Consider the following 17955-nt stretch of genomic DNA (forward strand, 5'->3'; position numbering starts at 1 on the left):
AAAATGTGTAGGGTTCTTATGTATTTAGGTAAACAACAGGTGCCCTTATATGATTTATTATATGGGCCTGACAACTCTTTGGCTCATCAGAGCTATGCGCCTAAATTAATGCAACATATTCAAAATTTAGCTGGTTTAGGTTTCTGCGCTTGGTCATCTAGCCCTCCTGAGCCTCTTATTCCTTTCTATTATAAAACAACCTCATTACCTTTTTTTGATAAAAATCTATATCGCTTATCCAAAAAAATTTGGGCTAATTGTTTGTTGGCGCATGTAAGAGGGGTTGAATATAGTATGAGTGAGGTTATTTCAGAGCAAAACATACATCCTTTTAAATTAGAAACTACACAAATCGCGTTTGCTCATAATGGCAGCTTAGCTAATATAGCTGAAATGAAATATGCATTAAGTCAGGAAATGAAACCTTCTATTTTTGCGCAGATAAGAGGAACGACAGATAGTGAATGGCTATATGCTCTATTTCTATCGCAATTAACCGACTATACAATTGAGGTTACTTTAGATGAAGCCTTTAATGCGGTTATTAAAACGTTAGCAATTGTTCGCCATATTAGGAAAAAGTGCGGTATTAAAATTGCATCACCGGTTAATTTATTTTTAACGAATGGTAATTATTTAATTGTCACTCGTTTTGTTTATAACTTTGGCCATAATGAAAATAGTGTCCAAAAAGCCCACTTAGGATATCACAGCTTATGGGCTACTTTTGGAGAGTCTTATGGTAGTAGTGGCGGTATTTATAAAATGTCAGGTAGTAGCAAGCGGCAAAATATTTTATTCGCTTCTGAGCCTTTGACTTCGGATAGAACTACGTGGATTGAGCTACCTGAGTATTCAATTACCAAAGCTTGGTTTGAAAACGATGAAATTGTATTTAGGACTTCTGATTTAACTATCTGAGCGTAGTTATTGTTAGAATGCTTTCCTAATTAACGTAAGTTCGACATGAAAGAGATAAAGACTCTTTTATGTCGCTAAACGAACGTTATCCCGTAAAATGCGAAGCATTTTTAGGGGATCTAGATTATATGATTAAGTTAGATAAGGACAGGGAATAGTTGTTTATAAATAGGATTAAATTATGCCATTAAAAATAACTTTTCTTGGAGCAGGATCAGCATTTACTGTGGGTGATGATAACTTCCAATCTAACGTACTGTTGGAAAGCAATGGCGATTCCTTATTAATTGATGCAGGCGCTGATTTACGTCTTTCACTTTTTGCATTAAATCGCAGTTATCACGATATTCATAATATTTACATTACCCATTTACATAGCGATCATATTGGTGGTTTAGAGTGGCTTGCATTAGCTACCTATTTTGATGACACTTATCCAGGAAAGCCAACTTTGTATGCTGAAGAAAAATTAATGCAAGCACTTTGGCACTCGCTGGCTGGAGGTCTTAGCACCTTAGCTTATCAACAAGCTTCTTTAAATACATATTTTAATGTACAGGCCATCGGTAAGGAGCATGCTTTTACTTGGCAGAAAATTCAATTTAAGTTAATACAAGCTATTCATGTATATAGTAACTATCACTTATTACCTTGTTATGGACTTTTATTTTCTTATGGTACTTCTCGTATATTTTATTCAGCCGATACCCAATATAACCCTTATTTAATTCAACAATTAAATAAAGAGGTAGATTTGTTTTTTCATGATTGTGAGACTCAAGAAATTAAGTCTGGTGTGCATGCACATTATAGTGAATTAAGACAATTACCAACAGAAATTAAGCGTAAAATGTGGCTTTATCACTATAATAATGTGCAAGCTTTACCTGATGCTAAAGCGGACGGTTTTCTGGGCTTTGTAACTAGAGGTCAAAGTTTTAATTTTAAATAAATTTCTTGCAAGAACATTAATGATTTCTATCAGTAACTATTATGAGATATTTAAAAAGAATAATATAGTGCTACCAAATTTTACCTTATAACGCTCACTCTAAAGTACGTAAGTAGCACTATATAAACTAATTAAATTTCCAGAAATTGATGCAACGTTTTCGTCAAGCGTTTCACGAGTTCATCTATCTCTTCTTCACTAATGATAAGAGGTGGCAATAAACGAATAACATTATCAGCGGTAACATTAAAAATAACACCATGTTCAAGCCCAATCTTTCTTGCTTCTGCCGCAGGCCGGTCAAGTTCGATGCCAAGCATTAAACCTCGACCACGAATTGCACATAAGCTTGAGCCTAACTCTTGCATTAATTTTTCTTTAATTAAGTTACCATTGTGCTTTGCTCTTTCACATAAATTATCACGCTCAATAACGTTTAAAACGGTAAGAGCAGTAGCACAGGCTAATGGATTACCACCAAAGGTAGATCCATGATTTCCGGGTTTAAAAAGATTGCAAGCTCTATCACGCATTAAACAGGCGCCAATAGGTACGCCATTGCCTAAACCTTTAGCGGTTGTTAATATATCAGGGTGAATATTATTATGCATGTAGGCAAATAACTTTCCTGTACGGCCATTACCTGTTTGTATTTCATCTAAAATAAGAAGCCATTCATGTTGATCACATAGTTCTCTTACAGCACGTAAATAAGAATCATCCGCTACATAAATACCGCCCTCACCTTGAATGGGTTCAATCATGATAGCAACAATATCATCTCGATTTTGCGCAATGATTTTTAATGCTTCAATATCATTAAAGGGCGCTCTAATAAAGCCTGGTACTAAGGGCTCAAAGCCTGCTTGAACTTTACGACTGCCAGAGGCAGTTAACGTTGCCATTGTTCGCCCATGAAAAGCTCTATCCATAACAATAATAGATGGGGTTTCTATCCCCTTCATATGTCCATAAAGTCGGGTAAGTTTAATGGCTGCTTCATTGGCTTCAGCGCCGGAATTAGCAAAGAAAGCTTGCTCCATTCCAGTGAGTGAAGTTAATTTTTCAGCTAGCTGTTGTTGTTCTTTGATTTGAAAAAGATTTGAAGTATGAAGTAGTTTAGCTGCCTGCTGTTGAATTGTACTAGTAACATCAGGATGCGCATGTCCTAAACCACATACTGCAATACCGCTTAAACCATCTAAATAGGCTTTTCCTTGCTCGTCATAAAGCCAGACACCTTCACCATGCGTGAAAGTTATAGGAAGCGGGCTATAGCTCGTAATTAATGTCATTACAACTCCTTATATACAAAAAGCCACCATTAATATTTATCTTTAAATAGATTTAAACGGTATACCTATATTTTAATAAGATTATACTTGATTATTTGATACAAAATCCCAATTCACAAGAGACCAGAAAGCTTTTACGTAATCAGGTCTTGCATTACGATAATCAATATAATAAGCATGTTCCCAGACATCGCAAGTAAGTAATGCTTTTTGGCCTTTAGTCATAGGGGTGTCTGCATTACTTGTACTAATAATTTGTAGCGCACCGTTTTTATCTTGAACTAGCCAAGCCCACCCAGAGCCAAAAGTGGTAATAGCTGTTTGGGTAAATTTCTCTTTAAACTCATCAAAGGATCCAAATGTTTTAATAATAGCATTTGCAAGCTCCCCTTGTGGCTCACCACCACCATTTGGACTTAAACAGTTCCAGTAAAAGGTATGATTCCAGACTTGGGCTGCATTATTAAATATGCCACCTTGCGAATTTTTAATGATGTCTTCTAAGCTTGAGTTTTCAAATTCAGTATTTGTGATTAACTTATTCAAATTTGTCACGTAGGTATTGTGATGCTTACCATAGTGATATTCTAGTGTTTCTTTAGATATATGAGGTGCAAGAGCATCCATTGCATAAGGCAGAGGAGGAAGAGTAAAAGCCATAAAGAATCTCCAGTCAAAGTTAAAGTGTTAAGTTTAGCAGGATGTTTAACATATTCAATGTAGATAAAGTTATAACATTTCGCTAAAAATGCTATTGCAACGGCCAATTTGGCGGCTCAGCTGTGCTCAAATCCTCATGTACATTTATGTATACTTAAACTTTGCGCACCGGCGCAACCTACAACTTAATCCCTCGTATTGAATTTTGTAAGCAATCTAATGAAGGAAGTGATAGTAAAAAATAACTTAATTTATTCTATACTAAGAAAGTGGTATTGAATCTTCATTTCGTAAATTTCTAGTATGTAGCTTAGCTTCGTAGGCAATCTTTAGTTGCGAATTGTTCGTATTTTCGCCATAATTAGACTCATTTAATCGTAGAGGTAACTTCAGTGGATACAACGGAAACACTTAATAAAATTAAACAGCAAATTGCTGAGAATGCAGTTTTACTTTACATGAAAGGTACGCCAAAACTACCCCAATGCGGTTTTTCTGCCCGTGCTGTACAATGTATTGATGCTTGTGGTGTTGATTTTGCTTATGTTGATATATTAGCTAATCCCGATATTCGGCAAACCCTACCTCAATACGCCGATTGGCCTACTTTTCCTCAGCTGTATGTTAAAGGTAAATTAATTGGCGGATCTGATATCATTACTGAACTTTATCAACAAGGCGAATTAGAATTAATATTACGTGAAGCTGTTGCTCTCTAATTAATTTATTTATTTAAATAGATTAAATTCATCGTTTTATAAGTTATAGCTATAAATTGTTTTAAGTTGTAAAGTGCATTTGCACTTAACTCAGGAGATTAAGATGAGCGTTTTAGTTGGCAGAAAGGCCCCTGATTTTACTGTACCTGCTGTACTAGCCAGCGGCGAAATAACTGATAAGTTTAATCTACATACTGCTTTACTCAATAAATATGGTTTAATTTTCTTTTATCCTCTTGACTTCACTTTTGTATGTCCATCTGAATTAATTGCCTTAGACCGGCGTATGGATGAATTTAAGAGTCGTAATGTGGAAGTGGTCGCAGTATCTATTGATTCGCAATTTACACATAATGCCTATCGTAATACGGCTTTAAAGGATGGCGGTATAGGCCCTGTGAACTTTACTTTAGCTGCTGATATTACTCATAATATTTGTCAATCTTATGGGGTTGAACATCCAATTGCAGGTGTTGCATTTCGTGGTGCTTTCGTTATCGATAATAAAGGTATTGTTCGTTCACAAGTTGTTAATGATTTACCGATTGGTCGTAACATAGACGAGTTAATTCGAATTATTGATGCGGTGCAATTTTTTGAAGAAAATGGTGAAGTTTGTCCTGCTGGTTGGGAAAAAGGCAAAGCAGGTATGAAAGCTTCTCCTAAGGGCGTAGCTGAATATTTAACTACTTACTCTGAAGAACTATAAAATAAAAACGACTTGGATTCCTAAGCAATAAATACCATGTTTTGAGCATGGTATTTATAAAATGTGATTTTAAATCATTCCCGAAAATTTTTCTCCCATGCATTTAACATGGTACAGAAAAGATCAGCAGTTTTCTCGGCATCATAAATGGCAGAATGAGCTTCACTTTTATCAAATGGAATCCCTGCAGCTTCTACCGCTTTAGCTAATACTGTCTGACCATACATAAAGCCCGCCAAAGTTGCTGTATCAAAACATGTAAAAGCATGAAAGGGCGATTTTATATTAGTTCTTTTAATTGCTTCCTTTAAAAAAAGGAGATCAAACCAAGCGTTATGTCCAACCAAAACAGCTCTTTGGCATTGATTTATCTTTAACGCCTCTTCAATAGGTGCAAATAAATTTTTTAAAGCTTCTGCTTCACTAATAGCAAATCGCAAAGGTTGAAAAGGATCAACCTGAATAAAGGCTAAGGATTTTTCATCTAACTCTGAGCCTTCAAAAGGAATAATATGCTCGAAATAAGTAGCTTCTCGATTAAACAATCCTTGCGCATTTTTGTTGATTAAAACAATACATATTTCAAGCAGTGCATTTTTAGATGGATCAATGCCAGCAGTTTCTATATCTACTACTACGGGTAGGAACCCGCGGAAACGATGTTTTAAAGTTGGTTTAACTTTACCTTCACTCCCTTTCATCTAAGATACTCCAAGGTATAGTACTGCCAGCAGCGATAGGAATAACTAACTGGTCGCCTAGAGGCAAGGTGTTTGGCACTTCTTGGGATTGTTTAACAAGGGTAATTTTTTGCTCATTAACGGGATAATCATAAAAACTGGCGCCAAATAGACTCATAAAAGCATTAAGCTTATCAAGCTTATCTAATTTTTCAAAAATTTGTGTATAAAGTGCTACAGCATAAGGAGCTGAATAAATACCTGCACATCCACAGGCAGTTTCTTTAGATTGCTGGCTATGAGGAGCACTATCAGTACCTGCAAAAAATTTTGGATTGCCACTGACTGCTGCTTGCTGTAGAGCTTTTTGATCGTTCTCATGTTTTAAAATAGGTAAACAATAATAATGTGGCTTAATACCGCCAGCTAATAATTGATTTCGATTATAAAGAAGGTGATGTGGCGTTATCGTTGCTGCCACATTATTCGGCGCAGTATTTATAAAGTCAGCAGCTTCTCGGGTAGATATATGCTCTAGAACGACCCGTAATTTAGGAAAATTCGCAATAAGGGGCTGTAACTGTTCTGTTATAAAATTAGCTTCTCGTTCAAAAATATCACCATGCACTATTTCACCGTGAATCTGCAAAACTAAGTCCTGCTGTTGCATAAGATCAAGGAGAGGGTAAAGATTTTTTAAGGAACGTGCACCAGCCTCTGAATTTGTTGTAGCGCCTGCAGGATAAAGCTTTGCTCCAATAATAAAAGGATAGTTCTTGCTTTCAATAAGATCTTCAGGTTTTACTTCCTCATTAAGGTAAAAAGTCATTATAGGTGTGAAACTATATTTTTCTGGGACGTTTAATAAAATTCGTTCTCGATAAGCTAATAGGCTGCTGAGTGATGTTAATGCAGGTTTCAAATTAGGCATCACGAGTGCACGCTCAAAATACTTAGCAGTCGCTGCGACTGTATCTTTTAAAGCTAATCCATCTCTTAAATGAAGATGCCAGTCATCAGGACGATTAATAATTAATTGCAACATAAAACTTATTACCTAAATTAAAAGGGTTATTAATTTTTTTATTATAGGAATTACGGAAAACACCAATCTCTTGGTTAAAAAACAGGTTTAATTCGGTTATTTAATCTATCTAAAATCCCTCATTAAAAATATTTTTTACCTTAACTTTAGTATTTTTCTTAAGTCCTATGTATAAGAAATAAACCTTGCCAAAAAAAAATTTTCATTAATTTAAAAATTTCTGTTTACTAATTTAAATTAATCTTTTATAAATGCTTATAGCATGAAGAAAAGATAATACCAAATTTTCAACAACTTGTGTTTTTTATTTAAATTAAAAAGTATTATTTTTAGAATTCAAAAGATGAGATTGTACATTAAATGGCTTGCTTTTAGTTAGATATAAATTTTATAGATGGCGGGCAATTAATAACTATGCGCATAAAAGAGACATATATTGGCTTGTAATATCTAATTAAGTAAAATTATGATGAAATTCAAGCGAAATAGTGTTGACTTTGCGAAAGTGGCGTTTGATAATTTGCCCATGTACGTTCTCGGTTAGAGCGATGATTGCGTACTGCGGTCAACACCATGTTTGGTTTGGCAATAAAAACCGGAAATTAATAATAAAAAAGTGGAGATGAAGCATGTTAAATCTAAAAAAAACAGCAGTAGCTGTCCTTGCTTTAGGTAGCAGTGCAGTATTTGCTGGAACAATGGGGCCTGTGTGCACCCCCGGTAGCGTTACTGTTCCTTGCGAAAGAATGGCTTGGGATTTTGGTGTGCAAGCATTGTACCTCCAACCTGTTGTTGATCATTATGCAGGTTACTATTTAGACCCAATTGGTGGCCGTCACTATAATGAAGTTGAACCAGATTGGGATTGGGGCTTTAAATTAGAAGCTTCTTATCACTTCGGAACTGGTAATGACCTTAACGTGAATTGGTACCACTTCAAGAGCGATGATAACCGTTCAAGCTACTTAGTTTACAGTCCAGAAATTATTGGTACTCCTAGTACTTTACCTGTTCCTGCTGGAAACTATCCTGTTGGCGTGGTTGCTGAACCTTCATGGGATGCTGTTAACGTTGAATTAGGTCAACACGTAGATTTTGGTGAGTTTAAAGACATTCGTTTCCATGGCGGTGTTCAATTCACCCGTATTAAGCATGAAATGGGTATTGCTGCATTCGCAACTTCAGTTAGTCCTTTCCCAGCTGCAGCTGCTGCGGGTTATACTAAATTTGATGGTTTCGGTCCTCGAATTGGTGCGGACATGATGTTCAACCTAGGTAACGGTTTACAAATTTATGGTAAAGGCGCTAGTGCTCTCTTAATTGGTGAGTCTAAGTTCCGTGACGCTGTTACTACTTTAGGTACATTCTCTGGTGCTGGTTATGGTGAAAGAGATGCATTAGTTCCTGAATTAGAAGCTAAATTAGGAGTTGCATATACTTACGCAATGCCACAAGGTGATGTGACTTTAGACGTAGGTTATATGTGGATCAACTACTTTAATGCTCAACATACAGCTCTTACAACTAATGACTTTGCTCTCCATGGTCCATTCGCTGGTTTGAAATGGGTTGGCAACGTCTAATCTAACTTAAAAGCTTTTTAACCCATCACTTGCTGATGGGTTTTTTTTTACCAAGGGAGTAAAAATGGTGAAGAAATTATCTTTAATGATACTGGGCTTATCGGTAAGTGGAATTGCCGCCGCTGGTATGTATTCTACTCCGCCTGTTCCTACTTGTGTTCCAGGTGATGTCACGGTGCCTTGTGAAGCTAGTTTATGGAATTTTGGAGTACAAGCTTTATATTTACAGACTGAGTATAATGGATCTCGAGCGTACTTACCTGCTCCAGGCGGTTTAAAAGCTGTTGAGCCGAATGGAGGTTGGGGTTATCGTGTAGAAGGTTCCTATCATTTTAGTACTGGCAATGATATTACCATGAACTGGTTACATTATGATGTTGATGATGATAATTTAGGTACGTTTAATGGTCAATATGTGCAAGTGCTATCTAGTGGCTCAGCTGCCGTATTGCCAGCTACTTTTAGAGGCTTTGTTTCTAATAAGTTAGAACAAGTTAATTTAGTTTTGGGTCAGCATGTTGATTTCGGATTATTTAAGAAAATTCGTTTTTATGCAGGCGCTCAGTACTCAGATATTCAAGCTGACGCAGAATGCTTTTATAATATTAGTCCCATTTTTGCTGCTGCAATTGGCGGTGTAAGAGGGCCTGTTAATTCAGATTTTAATGGTTTTGGACCAACCATCGGTGTTGATTACGCATATGTATTACCTTATGGATTTAGCCTTACTGCAAATGCATCTGGTTCTATTTTATATGGGTCAGCTCGATTTGAAGCGATGAATATTTATAATAATGGTTTAATTGTGAGCTCTCAATATGCAAGTCGTAAACAAATCGTACCAAGCCTCGAAGCTAAAGTTGGCGCGGCATATACGTACCCAGTTGCTCAAGGCTTATTGAAGATTGAAGGCGGTTATGAAGCTCTGAATTATTTCAACGCGTTACAAGGCCCTTCATTAGTAGCACCAACATTGCTTACCAATAGTGACTTTGGATTGCATGGCCCTTATTTAGGGGTTAAATGGCTAGGTGTTGCATAATTTTTATATAATTTAATATTATAATGGTTGAGTGCAACTTTAATAAATTTAAAGCTTAGGTCACTCAATCAATTTTATAGCAACAGTAAGAGAAGCCTATTAAATAGTTAAATTGAAACATCTTACTCGAAAATAATGTTTTATTTTAAAGCTCTAAAATAAATAACTCTGCGGTGCTTTTTTAAAAATTATTTTCATTCAGCCTATAACTAAATCAACCTTTACTAAGTTATGGTTAAGTTACTTACCTATCTATTCCTCTAAATTTATTTTAAAAAAATTATATTAAGAGGGCCAGTAAATTAAATTCTAAAATAACCGACTAAAACTCGCACAATTGGCATTATCAGGTATATAATCTAGCAGCGTTTTTGTTAAAAATTTGTTTAGTTAAACAAGATATGTATAAGTCATATTTTTAGAAAGCAATCAATTGGCAAGCGCAATGACCAAGAAGTAAAAAAATAAGTCAGGAGTATAGCGCGTGAAACCTAAAGCAATTATTTTGGCCTTAGCCACTATTCCCTTATCTACAACACTTATTGCTGCCGACTCGGATCATCTGCAAGCAAAAATTAAACAGCTACAAGAACAGACAAAAACTTTACAGACTCAGTTAAAGGATTTAAAAAAACAACTAGTAAATAAGTCTGCTAATGCAAAGAGTAATGTCCCTAAACAGGGAAAAAAATCAATATCTTCTAAAAATGCACAAGATTTATCTGCACCAATTAATAAGGCAACATCTCCTACACCGGAAGCGCAAACTAAGGGTAAAGGAAGTAAAATAGTTAATTTTCAAGAAAGCCATCTTATCGTTCATACTCTTGAGTCACATCCAGAGTCAATTAGTTTTTATCCAACCGCGTTAATAGCAGATAATCGAGTTATTACCTACATTGCAGGAACACCGGTTGTGGCATCTCCTTATTTAGGAGATAGGCCTGCTTTTGATGGTTCAGATTATATTGTTAATATTTCTAGTATTAACCGTGATATACGATTAATGCAACAACGCCGCCGTTTATTTCGTGCTTATCAGCAAATAGGTTACCCTATTCCAAATATTCCGATTATTGCTGTCAGCGGTAAATCAGAACCAGTTGCTACTCTAAATAGAACAGAAAGTGGTAATTCTCAAGGTGATTTTAACCTAGGCTCAAGTGAGTTGGACGTTGCTGCCATTTTAAATAAAGATGTAGAAGCGTATATATCGATTGCTTATGATGAATCCCCACCTGCGATAGGCGGGCCAAGAATTACAAATTCTGCATTTAGCTTAAACTTAGGATTTGTTAATATTGGTGATTTAGATAAGTCACCTTTTTACTTTACTGCCGGACAACTCTATGCGCCCTTTGGAAAATATGCGAGTTCCATGATTAGTGCACCACTTACAATGAGTTTGGCGCGCACTAAAACTAGACCCTTTATTTTAGGCTATAAATCACAAACTGATCCAGGGCCTTATGCCGCAGCATATGGTTTTGTAACAGATACAACGCGAGGTCATGACGGAGTAGGTGGTGTTAACTTGGGTTATATCTTTGGTGAAGGTGATTTTCTTGGTGAGCTTGGCGCTGGGTTAATTGGCTCTCTTAATGATTCGCAAGGAATGCAAATTAATGGTTCGCCTCCACTTACTACGTTTGGTGGCTTTGGATCGCCTACGAATGGCTCTGAATATGTTAAAAAGGTTAATGGTTTAAATTTACATGGCAATGTTAGTTTTGATCGCTATAGTTTAACTGCTGAATGGGTAGGAGCTAGTAAGTCATTTAGAGCACAAGATTTAAGCTATAATGGGCGAGGGGCTAAACCTCAAGCATTTCAACTCGAAGCTGGTATGACTTTCAGAGCATTTGATAAACCAGCCTCAGTAGCAATTGGTTATCAAAGATCAAAAGAGGCTTTGGCGCTAAACTTACCTAAGCAACGCATCAGTGGTGTATTTAATATATCAATTTGGAAGGATACTGTTGAAAGTATTGAGTATCGTCATGATATAGATTATGGTGCCAATAGTTATGCGAATGGCGCTGCACCTCCAGGTATTATTAATGCTAATACTTTGGGTACTGGTCGAGCTTCTGATGCCGTAGTAGCTCAGATAGGGGTATATTTCTAGTTTGTATAAGAAGATTTAAGCTTATTGTAACCGCTTAAATATAGTAAACATTATAAAAAGATGGCTACATTAGCTTAAGTCTACTACCGTCAGCGCTAGGTCTATTGAAATACCAAGTTTAGTTGATGGTTTTAGGTTAATTATGTGGATGGAGTAGATATGACAATTAAATCTGATCGCTGGATAGAAAAAATGGCTCGCGAACATGGAATGATTTCTCCATTTCAATCAGGTCAAGTACGTGAAAATGATCAAGGGCGCATTATTTCTTACGGTGTATCAAGTTATGGATATGATGTACGCTGTGCCGATGAATTTAAAATATTTACTAATATTAATTCTGCTATTGTTGATCCTAAAGCTTTCGATGCGAATAGTTTTGTAGATATTCAATCTGATATATGCATCATTCCTCCTAATTCATTCGCTTTAGCTCGAACGGTAGAATACTTCCGTATTCCCCGAAATGTTCTCACAATCTGTTTAGGAAAATCTACCTATGCACGCTGTGGCATTATTGTAAATGTCACACCTCTAGAACCTGAATGGGAGGGGCATGTTACTTTAGAATTTTCTAACACTACACCACTACCTGCAAAGATCTATGCCTATGAGGGTGTAGCGCAGATGTTATTTCTAGAGTCGGACGAGGTTTGTGCTGTTTCTTATCGAGATAGGGGTGGCAAATATCAAGGTCAGACAGGCGTAACTTTACCTCGTACCTAACGTTAACGTAGGTGATCAGCTCTTAGTGCCGAAGAGCTGTTTTTTAGTATTTAGCACGAAAATAACCCTTAAGGCTAGAGAGTCTATGCAATGTTTAAGTGTTATTTTCTTGTAACCTGCGCTCAAATCCCGCCTTTTTCAAGATAATAAGATACTTTTATCCATTTAAATAGAGCCGCAAATGATGTTTTATCGCTGCAAAACTATTCTTCAGCCTCTAAATCAATTTTATCACGTGAAGCATCAACACGTTCACGTAACTCTTTCCCTGGCTTAAAGTGAGGGCTATATTTGGCTTCAGTAACCACTTTTTCGCCCGTTTTAGGATTATGAGCATTACGCGGAGGACGATAGTGAAGAGAAAAACTACCAAATCCTCGAATTTCAATCCGTTGACCATTTACTAAAGCATCGCTCATTAATTCAAGAATGCGATTAATACTATCTGTGACTTGCTTTTCAGGAAGATGTGTCATTTTGGAAGCAAGGCTTGCTATGAGTTCAGATTTAATCATACCCACCTCGGTTAGCCGCGTTTTCATATCGCTATCCCTTAAGACACCATAGTAGATAGCAGTTATCAATATCTTTAGTATAGCCTCAGAACAAAATTATTCAATTTATCAATTAACTGTACCAATACTTTGTTTATTATTGCAATATAATTAATATAAGTTAAGCACAAATGAGTTAAAGGCTTTGTATGTCTCTAAACAAATATTATCCTATAAAATGCATAGTATTTGTGCGAAATGCAAAGCGAAATAGACAAATTTGGCTATACCCTAAGTTTAGTATTCTACTTTAAACACCTACATACACATTAATTAATATTAGATAGTTTTTAAATTTAGGGATCTTCATTAGTCTTATATCCGTTGTTGAATATAAGCATTTATGATTCCCCAGCTCACTTTAAGTGGCACAATTCTTACTACAGTAAAACATTTTGAAGTAAGCATCTTACTTGTTGAAATGACTAAAGTCCCTGATTTAACTTGTTCAACATGATTGCTTATTTGTTCCCAAAGTTCAGCAATGAACGTTGTTGCATTAATAAAAATAATAGTTCCATCATCGATAGATGAATTTAAAAAATTTTCGTGTTTTAAAATTATTTTTTTAGCCTTATCTTGATAAATTTCTATTTGTGCTAAGCGTTGTAGTTGTTTTTGAGCGCATTTATGTAGAGGCAAAAATAATTCAATACCATAGCTTTTACAAATATCAAACACCATTGTGCAGGCAATAACAGCCTTACCAGTACCACTACCCAAATCATAAAAGACGGCATTTGATTGAGGTTTACAAAGCGATAATAAGGCGATAAACGATTCGAATTCAATTTCGCCATAAGTATATTCAATAGCATCTTGATGAGCTCGTGCTGCTTTAGAAAGGGCAAAACCATTAATATCTTGGTATAACCTATCAAAAATAGGCTGATGAACATGGAGCTGAAGCGCGCGCTGCCATTTTTTTATCTTTTTAGGGGTTTTATTCTGGTAAAAGAATAGCAGAATAAGACTTATCAATATTACGATGATTAAAGTAATTAACATATTAACTTTTTTGTTGCATGTAGCTAGCTAGGATTTTATCCTTTTCTAGATGGGAAAGATGTGGCCACGCTTTAATTAAAACTTGTCCCGCTTGTCGCTCGCTTAACGCCTGTTGGTGACTTTCCCAAGGCGTCTCATTGCTTACATATAAATTAATTGCAAACGCAATTATAAACGTAGTTGCTAAAGCTAAAGCAATTGAGCGCCATTGGAAAGCTTTTAATAAATTAGCAACTTTACGCATAGTTAAAGTAGCTACTTTTTCAACATGTAAGCAGTTTTCGCTCGAGACACGACGAAAATGATCAATATCATTAGCTGCTAATTTATTATTAATTTGTTCGAGTGCTTGTAAGGTGTGTTCCTCTATTTGCTCAAGTCGTAATATCATGCGATTGTTAGCTTCTTGTTGTTTTAAGTCGGAGTTAGCTAAAATTTTTTGGCTTATTTTCTCTAATAAACCAAGATGTGATTCGCTATCCTTTAATATTTTTTCCAGATTAACTCTTAATTTTTCTATACCTGCCTGAGCTAAGATTTCCTGTAAGCTTTCAAGTTCTTGTTGTAGGTGCTGTAATTGATAATTTATTTTTTTTTTCTGCATCTGGGCCTGGGTTTCTAAATCCTGTTGCCAGGCCATCATCTTAGACTCAGCTATTTCAAAATAGGCAATAAACTCCCCTAAGTGACGTAATAGTTCTTTTAATTTCGTTATATCAGAATCATGAAGTGTTTCCATAATTCTTCTCCTACTTTTGTTTACCGTTAATACCTTAAGGTTATTGTTAATTGTGCCATGCAATTATATTTGTATCATTGTTACATGCAGATTAATAATCTATCTTTAAAGATAAATAATGGCTGGCAATTAACCCCTTTAGTAGAGGAAACGATGCTAAAGCAAACGCTTATTTTTTTAATAACTTTTATCATTGTGGCACTGGTAAGTATGTATTTGCTGCAGCGTCAATTTATTTATTTTCCAGCAAGACTAATGCCAATTCGCCAATTTTTTGCTGCTAATGATATGGCAGAAATCTATTTAAAGACGGAGGATAGATTAAAGCTTCTATCTTGGTATAAACCAGCAGAACCTGGCATGCCGACTATCATTTACTATCATGGTAATGCAGGGCATATCGGTTATCGCATGCCATTTATTCGTTATTTTTTAAATGAAGGGTATGGTGTATTACTTGTTGAGTATCGAGGTTATGGCGGTAATGAAGGCAAAATTAATGAGCGGGGATTATATTTAGATGGGCAGGCAGCAATTAAATTTTTACTAGAACAAGGTATTTTGCTTTCAAAGATAATTTTATATGGGGAATCATTAGGTACAGGTGTTGCTACCAAAATTGGATCACAATATAAAGTTTGCGCAGTAATTTTACAGTCTCCTTATACAAGTTTATCTGCTTTAGCAAAGGTGCACTATCCTTGGCTACCTATTCCTGTACGGGATAAATTTGATTCACTTAAGCGGATTCAGGAAGTTACCTCTCCCATACTCATTTTGCATGGCCTACAAGATAATATTGTACCCTATGCCCAAGGCCTTGAACTCTATAAAAAAGCCAATGAGCCTAAAGAATTTATAGATTTTGAAAAAAGAGGGCATAATGATCTTTGGAATATGCAATTTTTTGGTATTATTAACAAATTTATACACAAACATTGTCTTTTTAGGGCTTCTTAACTATAAATTAAGTGCAAGGCTGATAATTTTACTTAAAAATTATCCTATTTGTTTGTTTTTTAAAAAATATTAAAGATTAGTATTAATATTTTCTTAATCTTGATGAAATAAAATATAGATATAACTTTTATAAATGAGCAGGGTATGGCAACATTTTTTGCAAGCACAAATCAGAAATTACCGGAACGTCAATTATTTGAGGGCATAAGTCATGTTGATAGTGCTCTAGTTGATAGTGCTTTTCGTGCAGTGGCTGCTACTCTTATTGATAACATATTAACAGATCGCAGGATAACAGCTAATAAACCTTTACTAGATAAAATTTTAGAGCGCCACCGTAAGTATTTTAACTTGACAGAAGGTGCAGGTTTATTAACACCGAATGAGCGGTTGTTCCAGCTTATTAATAGACCAGAAAAAATGGCAAAATTTGTAGCGGAATTTGCTTATACTTTAAGACAAATTGCTGTTGATCAATTAATTAAAGATCCTGAGCGCTATATGCTCGTATTTTTAGAGGAAAATGAGGGCCGCTCATTAAAAGAAATACGTGATCCTAATACGTCAAATGGAAATACACTGATTGCTGCGTTAGCGGATGCTCTCGCTATTCCCGTTTTAATTGAACATACCTTACCTAAAAAAGATTTACCAGAATCAATAGAGTATGGCCCTAATGCTATGTCAAGTTTCAATGCGCCCCAGGGCATAAAAATTCATTTACAGGGTGAAGTTTATATTCCGTATCTAAGAAATGCTGCAAACTTTAAATCAATTTACTCTTCTACTCAAGAAATTCATCCCAAAGAAGCTTTGGAAAATGATCCGTCAATAGATACTATTATTGATAAGGTTAATACAAAAAAGCAGAATCTACTAAAGGATTTTAAAGGGCATCAACGACGTTTGGAATATGCTATTCAAGATATGGGTGATATTCATAATAGAAAAGCGATTAAGGATAAGTTAATCGCTATTTATATCAGTCCAAAAAATAAGAAGCAGCTAGCAGAAAATACCAAATATGTAGGTACTGAGCACGGTAATGAGCGTTTTTTTGAAGTTATACAAGGTAAACAAAGTCAGCGCCCTATAATCGCTTCTTTTAATACAACGAATAACCCAAAAGCCGATAATTATAATAATTATGTTATTCAAGAGCTTATTATTGCCTTAGCACGTGAAATGACTATTGGGCAGCTAGATGAGAATTTAGTTTACGAAGCTCTAGAAGCACCATCAAGTGCTCCTAGACAAAGCCTTGGTAGCAGTTAAGTTAAGAAATAGCAAAACCCTCTGCCTCCATCCAAGTATCACTTACAAACTTAGACATATAATTGCGGATTGAGTCAGGTAGCATGACCAAACATTTCTGGCCTTTACTTAAAGTTTTAGCTGCTTGTAAAGCACCCCACATTGCAGCGCCGCTAGAACCTCCAATAAGTAGACCTTCTTCACGAATAAGACGTCTAGCAGTTATAAAAGAATCGGTATCATTAATTTTAATGTATTCATCAATTAACTTATTATCCAATACGTCAGGAAAAAAATCATAACCTATCCCTTCTACATGATAAGGCTTAACTTCCTGACCTCCTCCTAAAATTGAACCTATGGGATCAACTCCAATAATTTTAATATCTGGATTAAATTCTTTTAAACGCTTAGCAATACCTGTAATGGTCCCGCCAGTACCTACACCTGCAACAACCATATGTAAATCAGTACCAAAATCATCAATAATTTCTTGAGCGGTACCATAATAATGGGCATTGGGATTATAAGGATTGGCATACTGATCTAAAATATGTGCATTAGGAATTTCTTGTTGTAATTTTTTGGCAAGCGAAATATGACTATCCGGATCATTCCAAGCAGCTTCACTAGGTGTGCGATAAATCGTTGCCCCTAAGCGTTCTAAAACAAATTGTTTTTCCTGGCTCATCTTTTCAGGCATAGTAATAATCACATTATACCCTAAAACAGCGCCTGCTAGAGCAATTCCTATTCCTGTATTACCTGAGGTTGGCTCAATTAAAGTATCGCCTGGCTTGATGATACCATCACGCTCAGCTTGCTTTACCATTTCATAGCCAATCCGATCTTTAACGGAACCGCCAGGATTAAAAAACTCACACTTTGCATATAGCTCGCAGGCAAGTCCTTCGCTGAGTCGATTAATTTTTATTATTGGCGTCTTACCTATCGTTTCGAGAATATTTTGATAAATCATA

Annotated in this window: 18 protein-coding genes; 10 read left to right on the plus strand and 8 right to left on the minus strand. The window is 35.7% G+C overall.

Annotated elements, in window-relative coordinates; all coding sequences use genetic code 11:
* Positions 1-3 precede the first annotated feature (3 nt).
* Positions 4-921 carry a class II glutamine amidotransferase gene (locus tag DYH30_RS00705; RefSeq protein ID WP_115329572.1) on the plus strand — a complete coding sequence of 306 codons (918 nt, stop codon included), beginning with the start codon at positions 4-6 and terminating at the stop codon, positions 919-921.
* Positions 922-1102: 181 nt separating this feature from the next.
* Positions 1103-1873, plus strand: coding sequence for an MBL fold metallo-hydrolase (locus DYH30_RS00710; protein ID WP_115329574.1), 771 nt, complete (start codon positions 1103-1105; stop codon positions 1871-1873).
* Between the two features lie 131 nt (positions 1874-2004).
* On the opposite strand, the gene DYH30_RS00715 is transcribed toward DYH30_RS00710, so the two are convergent.
* Together DYH30_RS00715 and DYH30_RS00720 are read right to left on the minus strand one after the other, a co-directional pair.
* Positions 2005-3168, minus strand: a complete 1164-nt coding sequence (locus DYH30_RS00715; protein ID WP_115329576.1) for an aspartate aminotransferase family protein — start codon at positions 3166-3168, stop codon at positions 2005-2007.
* Between the two features lie 81 nt (positions 3169-3249).
* Positions 3250-3828 carry a superoxide dismutase gene (locus DYH30_RS00720; protein WP_115329577.1) on the minus strand — a complete coding sequence of 193 codons (579 nt, stop codon included), beginning with the start codon at positions 3826-3828 and terminating at the stop codon, positions 3250-3252.
* A gap of 392 nt (positions 3829-4220) precedes the next feature.
* On the opposite strand from DYH30_RS00720, the gene grxD reads away from it, so the two are divergent.
* Both grxD and DYH30_RS00730 read left to right on the plus strand, forming a co-directional pair.
* Positions 4221-4547, plus strand: coding sequence for a Grx4 family monothiol glutaredoxin (gene grxD, locus DYH30_RS00725; RefSeq protein ID WP_115329579.1), 327 nt, complete (start codon positions 4221-4223; stop codon positions 4545-4547).
* Between the two features lie 103 nt (positions 4548-4650).
* On the plus strand, positions 4651-5256 hold the full coding sequence (locus DYH30_RS00730; RefSeq protein ID WP_115329580.1) for a peroxiredoxin: 606 nt from the start codon (positions 4651-4653) through the stop codon (positions 5254-5256).
* A 74-nt stretch (positions 5257-5330) separates the two neighbouring features.
* Here DYH30_RS00730 and rnt read toward each other — a convergent pair whose 3' ends face one another.
* Both rnt and pyrC read right to left on the minus strand, forming a co-directional pair.
* Positions 5331-5957 (minus strand): ribonuclease T, encoded by a 627-nt coding sequence (rnt, locus tag DYH30_RS00735; RefSeq protein WP_115329582.1) that lies wholly within the window; start codon positions 5955-5957, stop codon positions 5331-5333.
* Positions 5944-6981, minus strand: coding sequence for a dihydroorotase (gene pyrC / locus DYH30_RS00740; RefSeq protein ID WP_115329584.1), 1038 nt, complete (start codon positions 6979-6981; stop codon positions 5944-5946). The genes rnt and pyrC overlap by 14 nt, the downstream gene beginning before the upstream one ends.
* 629 nt (positions 6982-7610) lie before the next feature.
* Here pyrC and DYH30_RS00745 point away from each other — a divergent pair.
* From DYH30_RS00745 to dcd, 4 genes are all read left to right on the plus strand, one after another.
* Entirely contained in the window at positions 7611-8564 is a 954-nt protein-coding gene (locus DYH30_RS00745) for an Lpg1974 family pore-forming outer membrane protein (protein WP_115329586.1), read from the plus strand.
* A gap of 64 nt (positions 8565-8628) precedes the next feature.
* The gene (locus tag DYH30_RS00750; protein ID WP_115329588.1) at positions 8629-9606 is read left to right on the plus strand and encodes an Lpg1974 family pore-forming outer membrane protein; all 978 of its coding nucleotides are present in this window, start codon (positions 8629-8631) and stop codon (positions 9604-9606) included.
* Positions 9607-10090: 484 nt separating this feature from the next.
* Positions 10091-11734: an LbtU family siderophore porin gene (locus DYH30_RS00755; RefSeq protein ID WP_115329590.1), complete on the plus strand. Its 1644-nt coding sequence runs from the start codon at positions 10091-10093 to the stop codon at positions 11732-11734.
* 159 nt (positions 11735-11893) lie between these two features.
* Positions 11894-12460, plus strand: coding sequence for a dCTP deaminase (gene dcd, locus DYH30_RS00760; RefSeq protein ID WP_115329592.1), 567 nt, complete (start codon positions 11894-11896; stop codon positions 12458-12460).
* Between the two features lie 203 nt (positions 12461-12663).
* On the opposite strand, the gene DYH30_RS00765 is transcribed toward dcd, so the two are convergent.
* The 3 genes from DYH30_RS00765 to DYH30_RS00775 form a co-directional block, all read right to left on the minus strand.
* Complete coding sequence (locus tag DYH30_RS00765; protein WP_160116132.1) at positions 12664-13002, minus strand: integration host factor subunit beta; 339 nt, start codon at positions 13000-13002, stop codon at positions 12664-12666.
* 327 nt (positions 13003-13329) lie between these two features.
* Entirely contained in the window at positions 13330-14022 is a 693-nt protein-coding gene (locus DYH30_RS00770) for a class I SAM-dependent methyltransferase (RefSeq protein WP_115329594.1), read from the minus strand.
* Between the two features lies 1 nt (position 14023).
* Positions 14024-14761 carry a hypothetical protein gene (locus DYH30_RS00775; protein ID WP_115329596.1) on the minus strand — a complete coding sequence of 246 codons (738 nt, stop codon included), beginning with the start codon at positions 14759-14761 and terminating at the stop codon, positions 14024-14026.
* 84 nt (positions 14762-14845) lie between these two features.
* Here DYH30_RS00775 and DYH30_RS00780 point away from each other — a divergent pair, with 84 nt between their 5' ends.
* A complete protein-coding gene (locus DYH30_RS00780; protein WP_341273180.1) occupies positions 14846-15721 on the plus strand; it encodes an alpha/beta hydrolase in 876 nt (291 codons plus the stop codon).
* Positions 15722-15865: 144 nt separating this feature from the next.
* Positions 15866-16996 carry a hypothetical protein gene (locus DYH30_RS00785; RefSeq protein WP_115329598.1) on the plus strand — a complete coding sequence of 377 codons (1131 nt, stop codon included), beginning with the start codon at positions 15866-15868 and terminating at the stop codon, positions 16994-16996.
* A gap of 1 nt (position 16997) precedes the next feature.
* On the opposite strand, the gene DYH30_RS00790 is transcribed toward DYH30_RS00785, so the two are convergent.
* Positions 16998-17954, minus strand: a complete 957-nt coding sequence (locus DYH30_RS00790; RefSeq protein ID WP_115329600.1) for a pyridoxal-phosphate dependent enzyme — start codon at positions 17952-17954, stop codon at positions 16998-17000.
* Position 17955 lies beyond the last annotated feature (1 nt).

It is taken from the genome of Legionella busanensis, from assembly GCF_900461525.1.
Classification (GTDB): Bacteria; Pseudomonadota; Gammaproteobacteria; order Legionellales; family Legionellaceae; genus Legionella_C; species Legionella_C busanensis.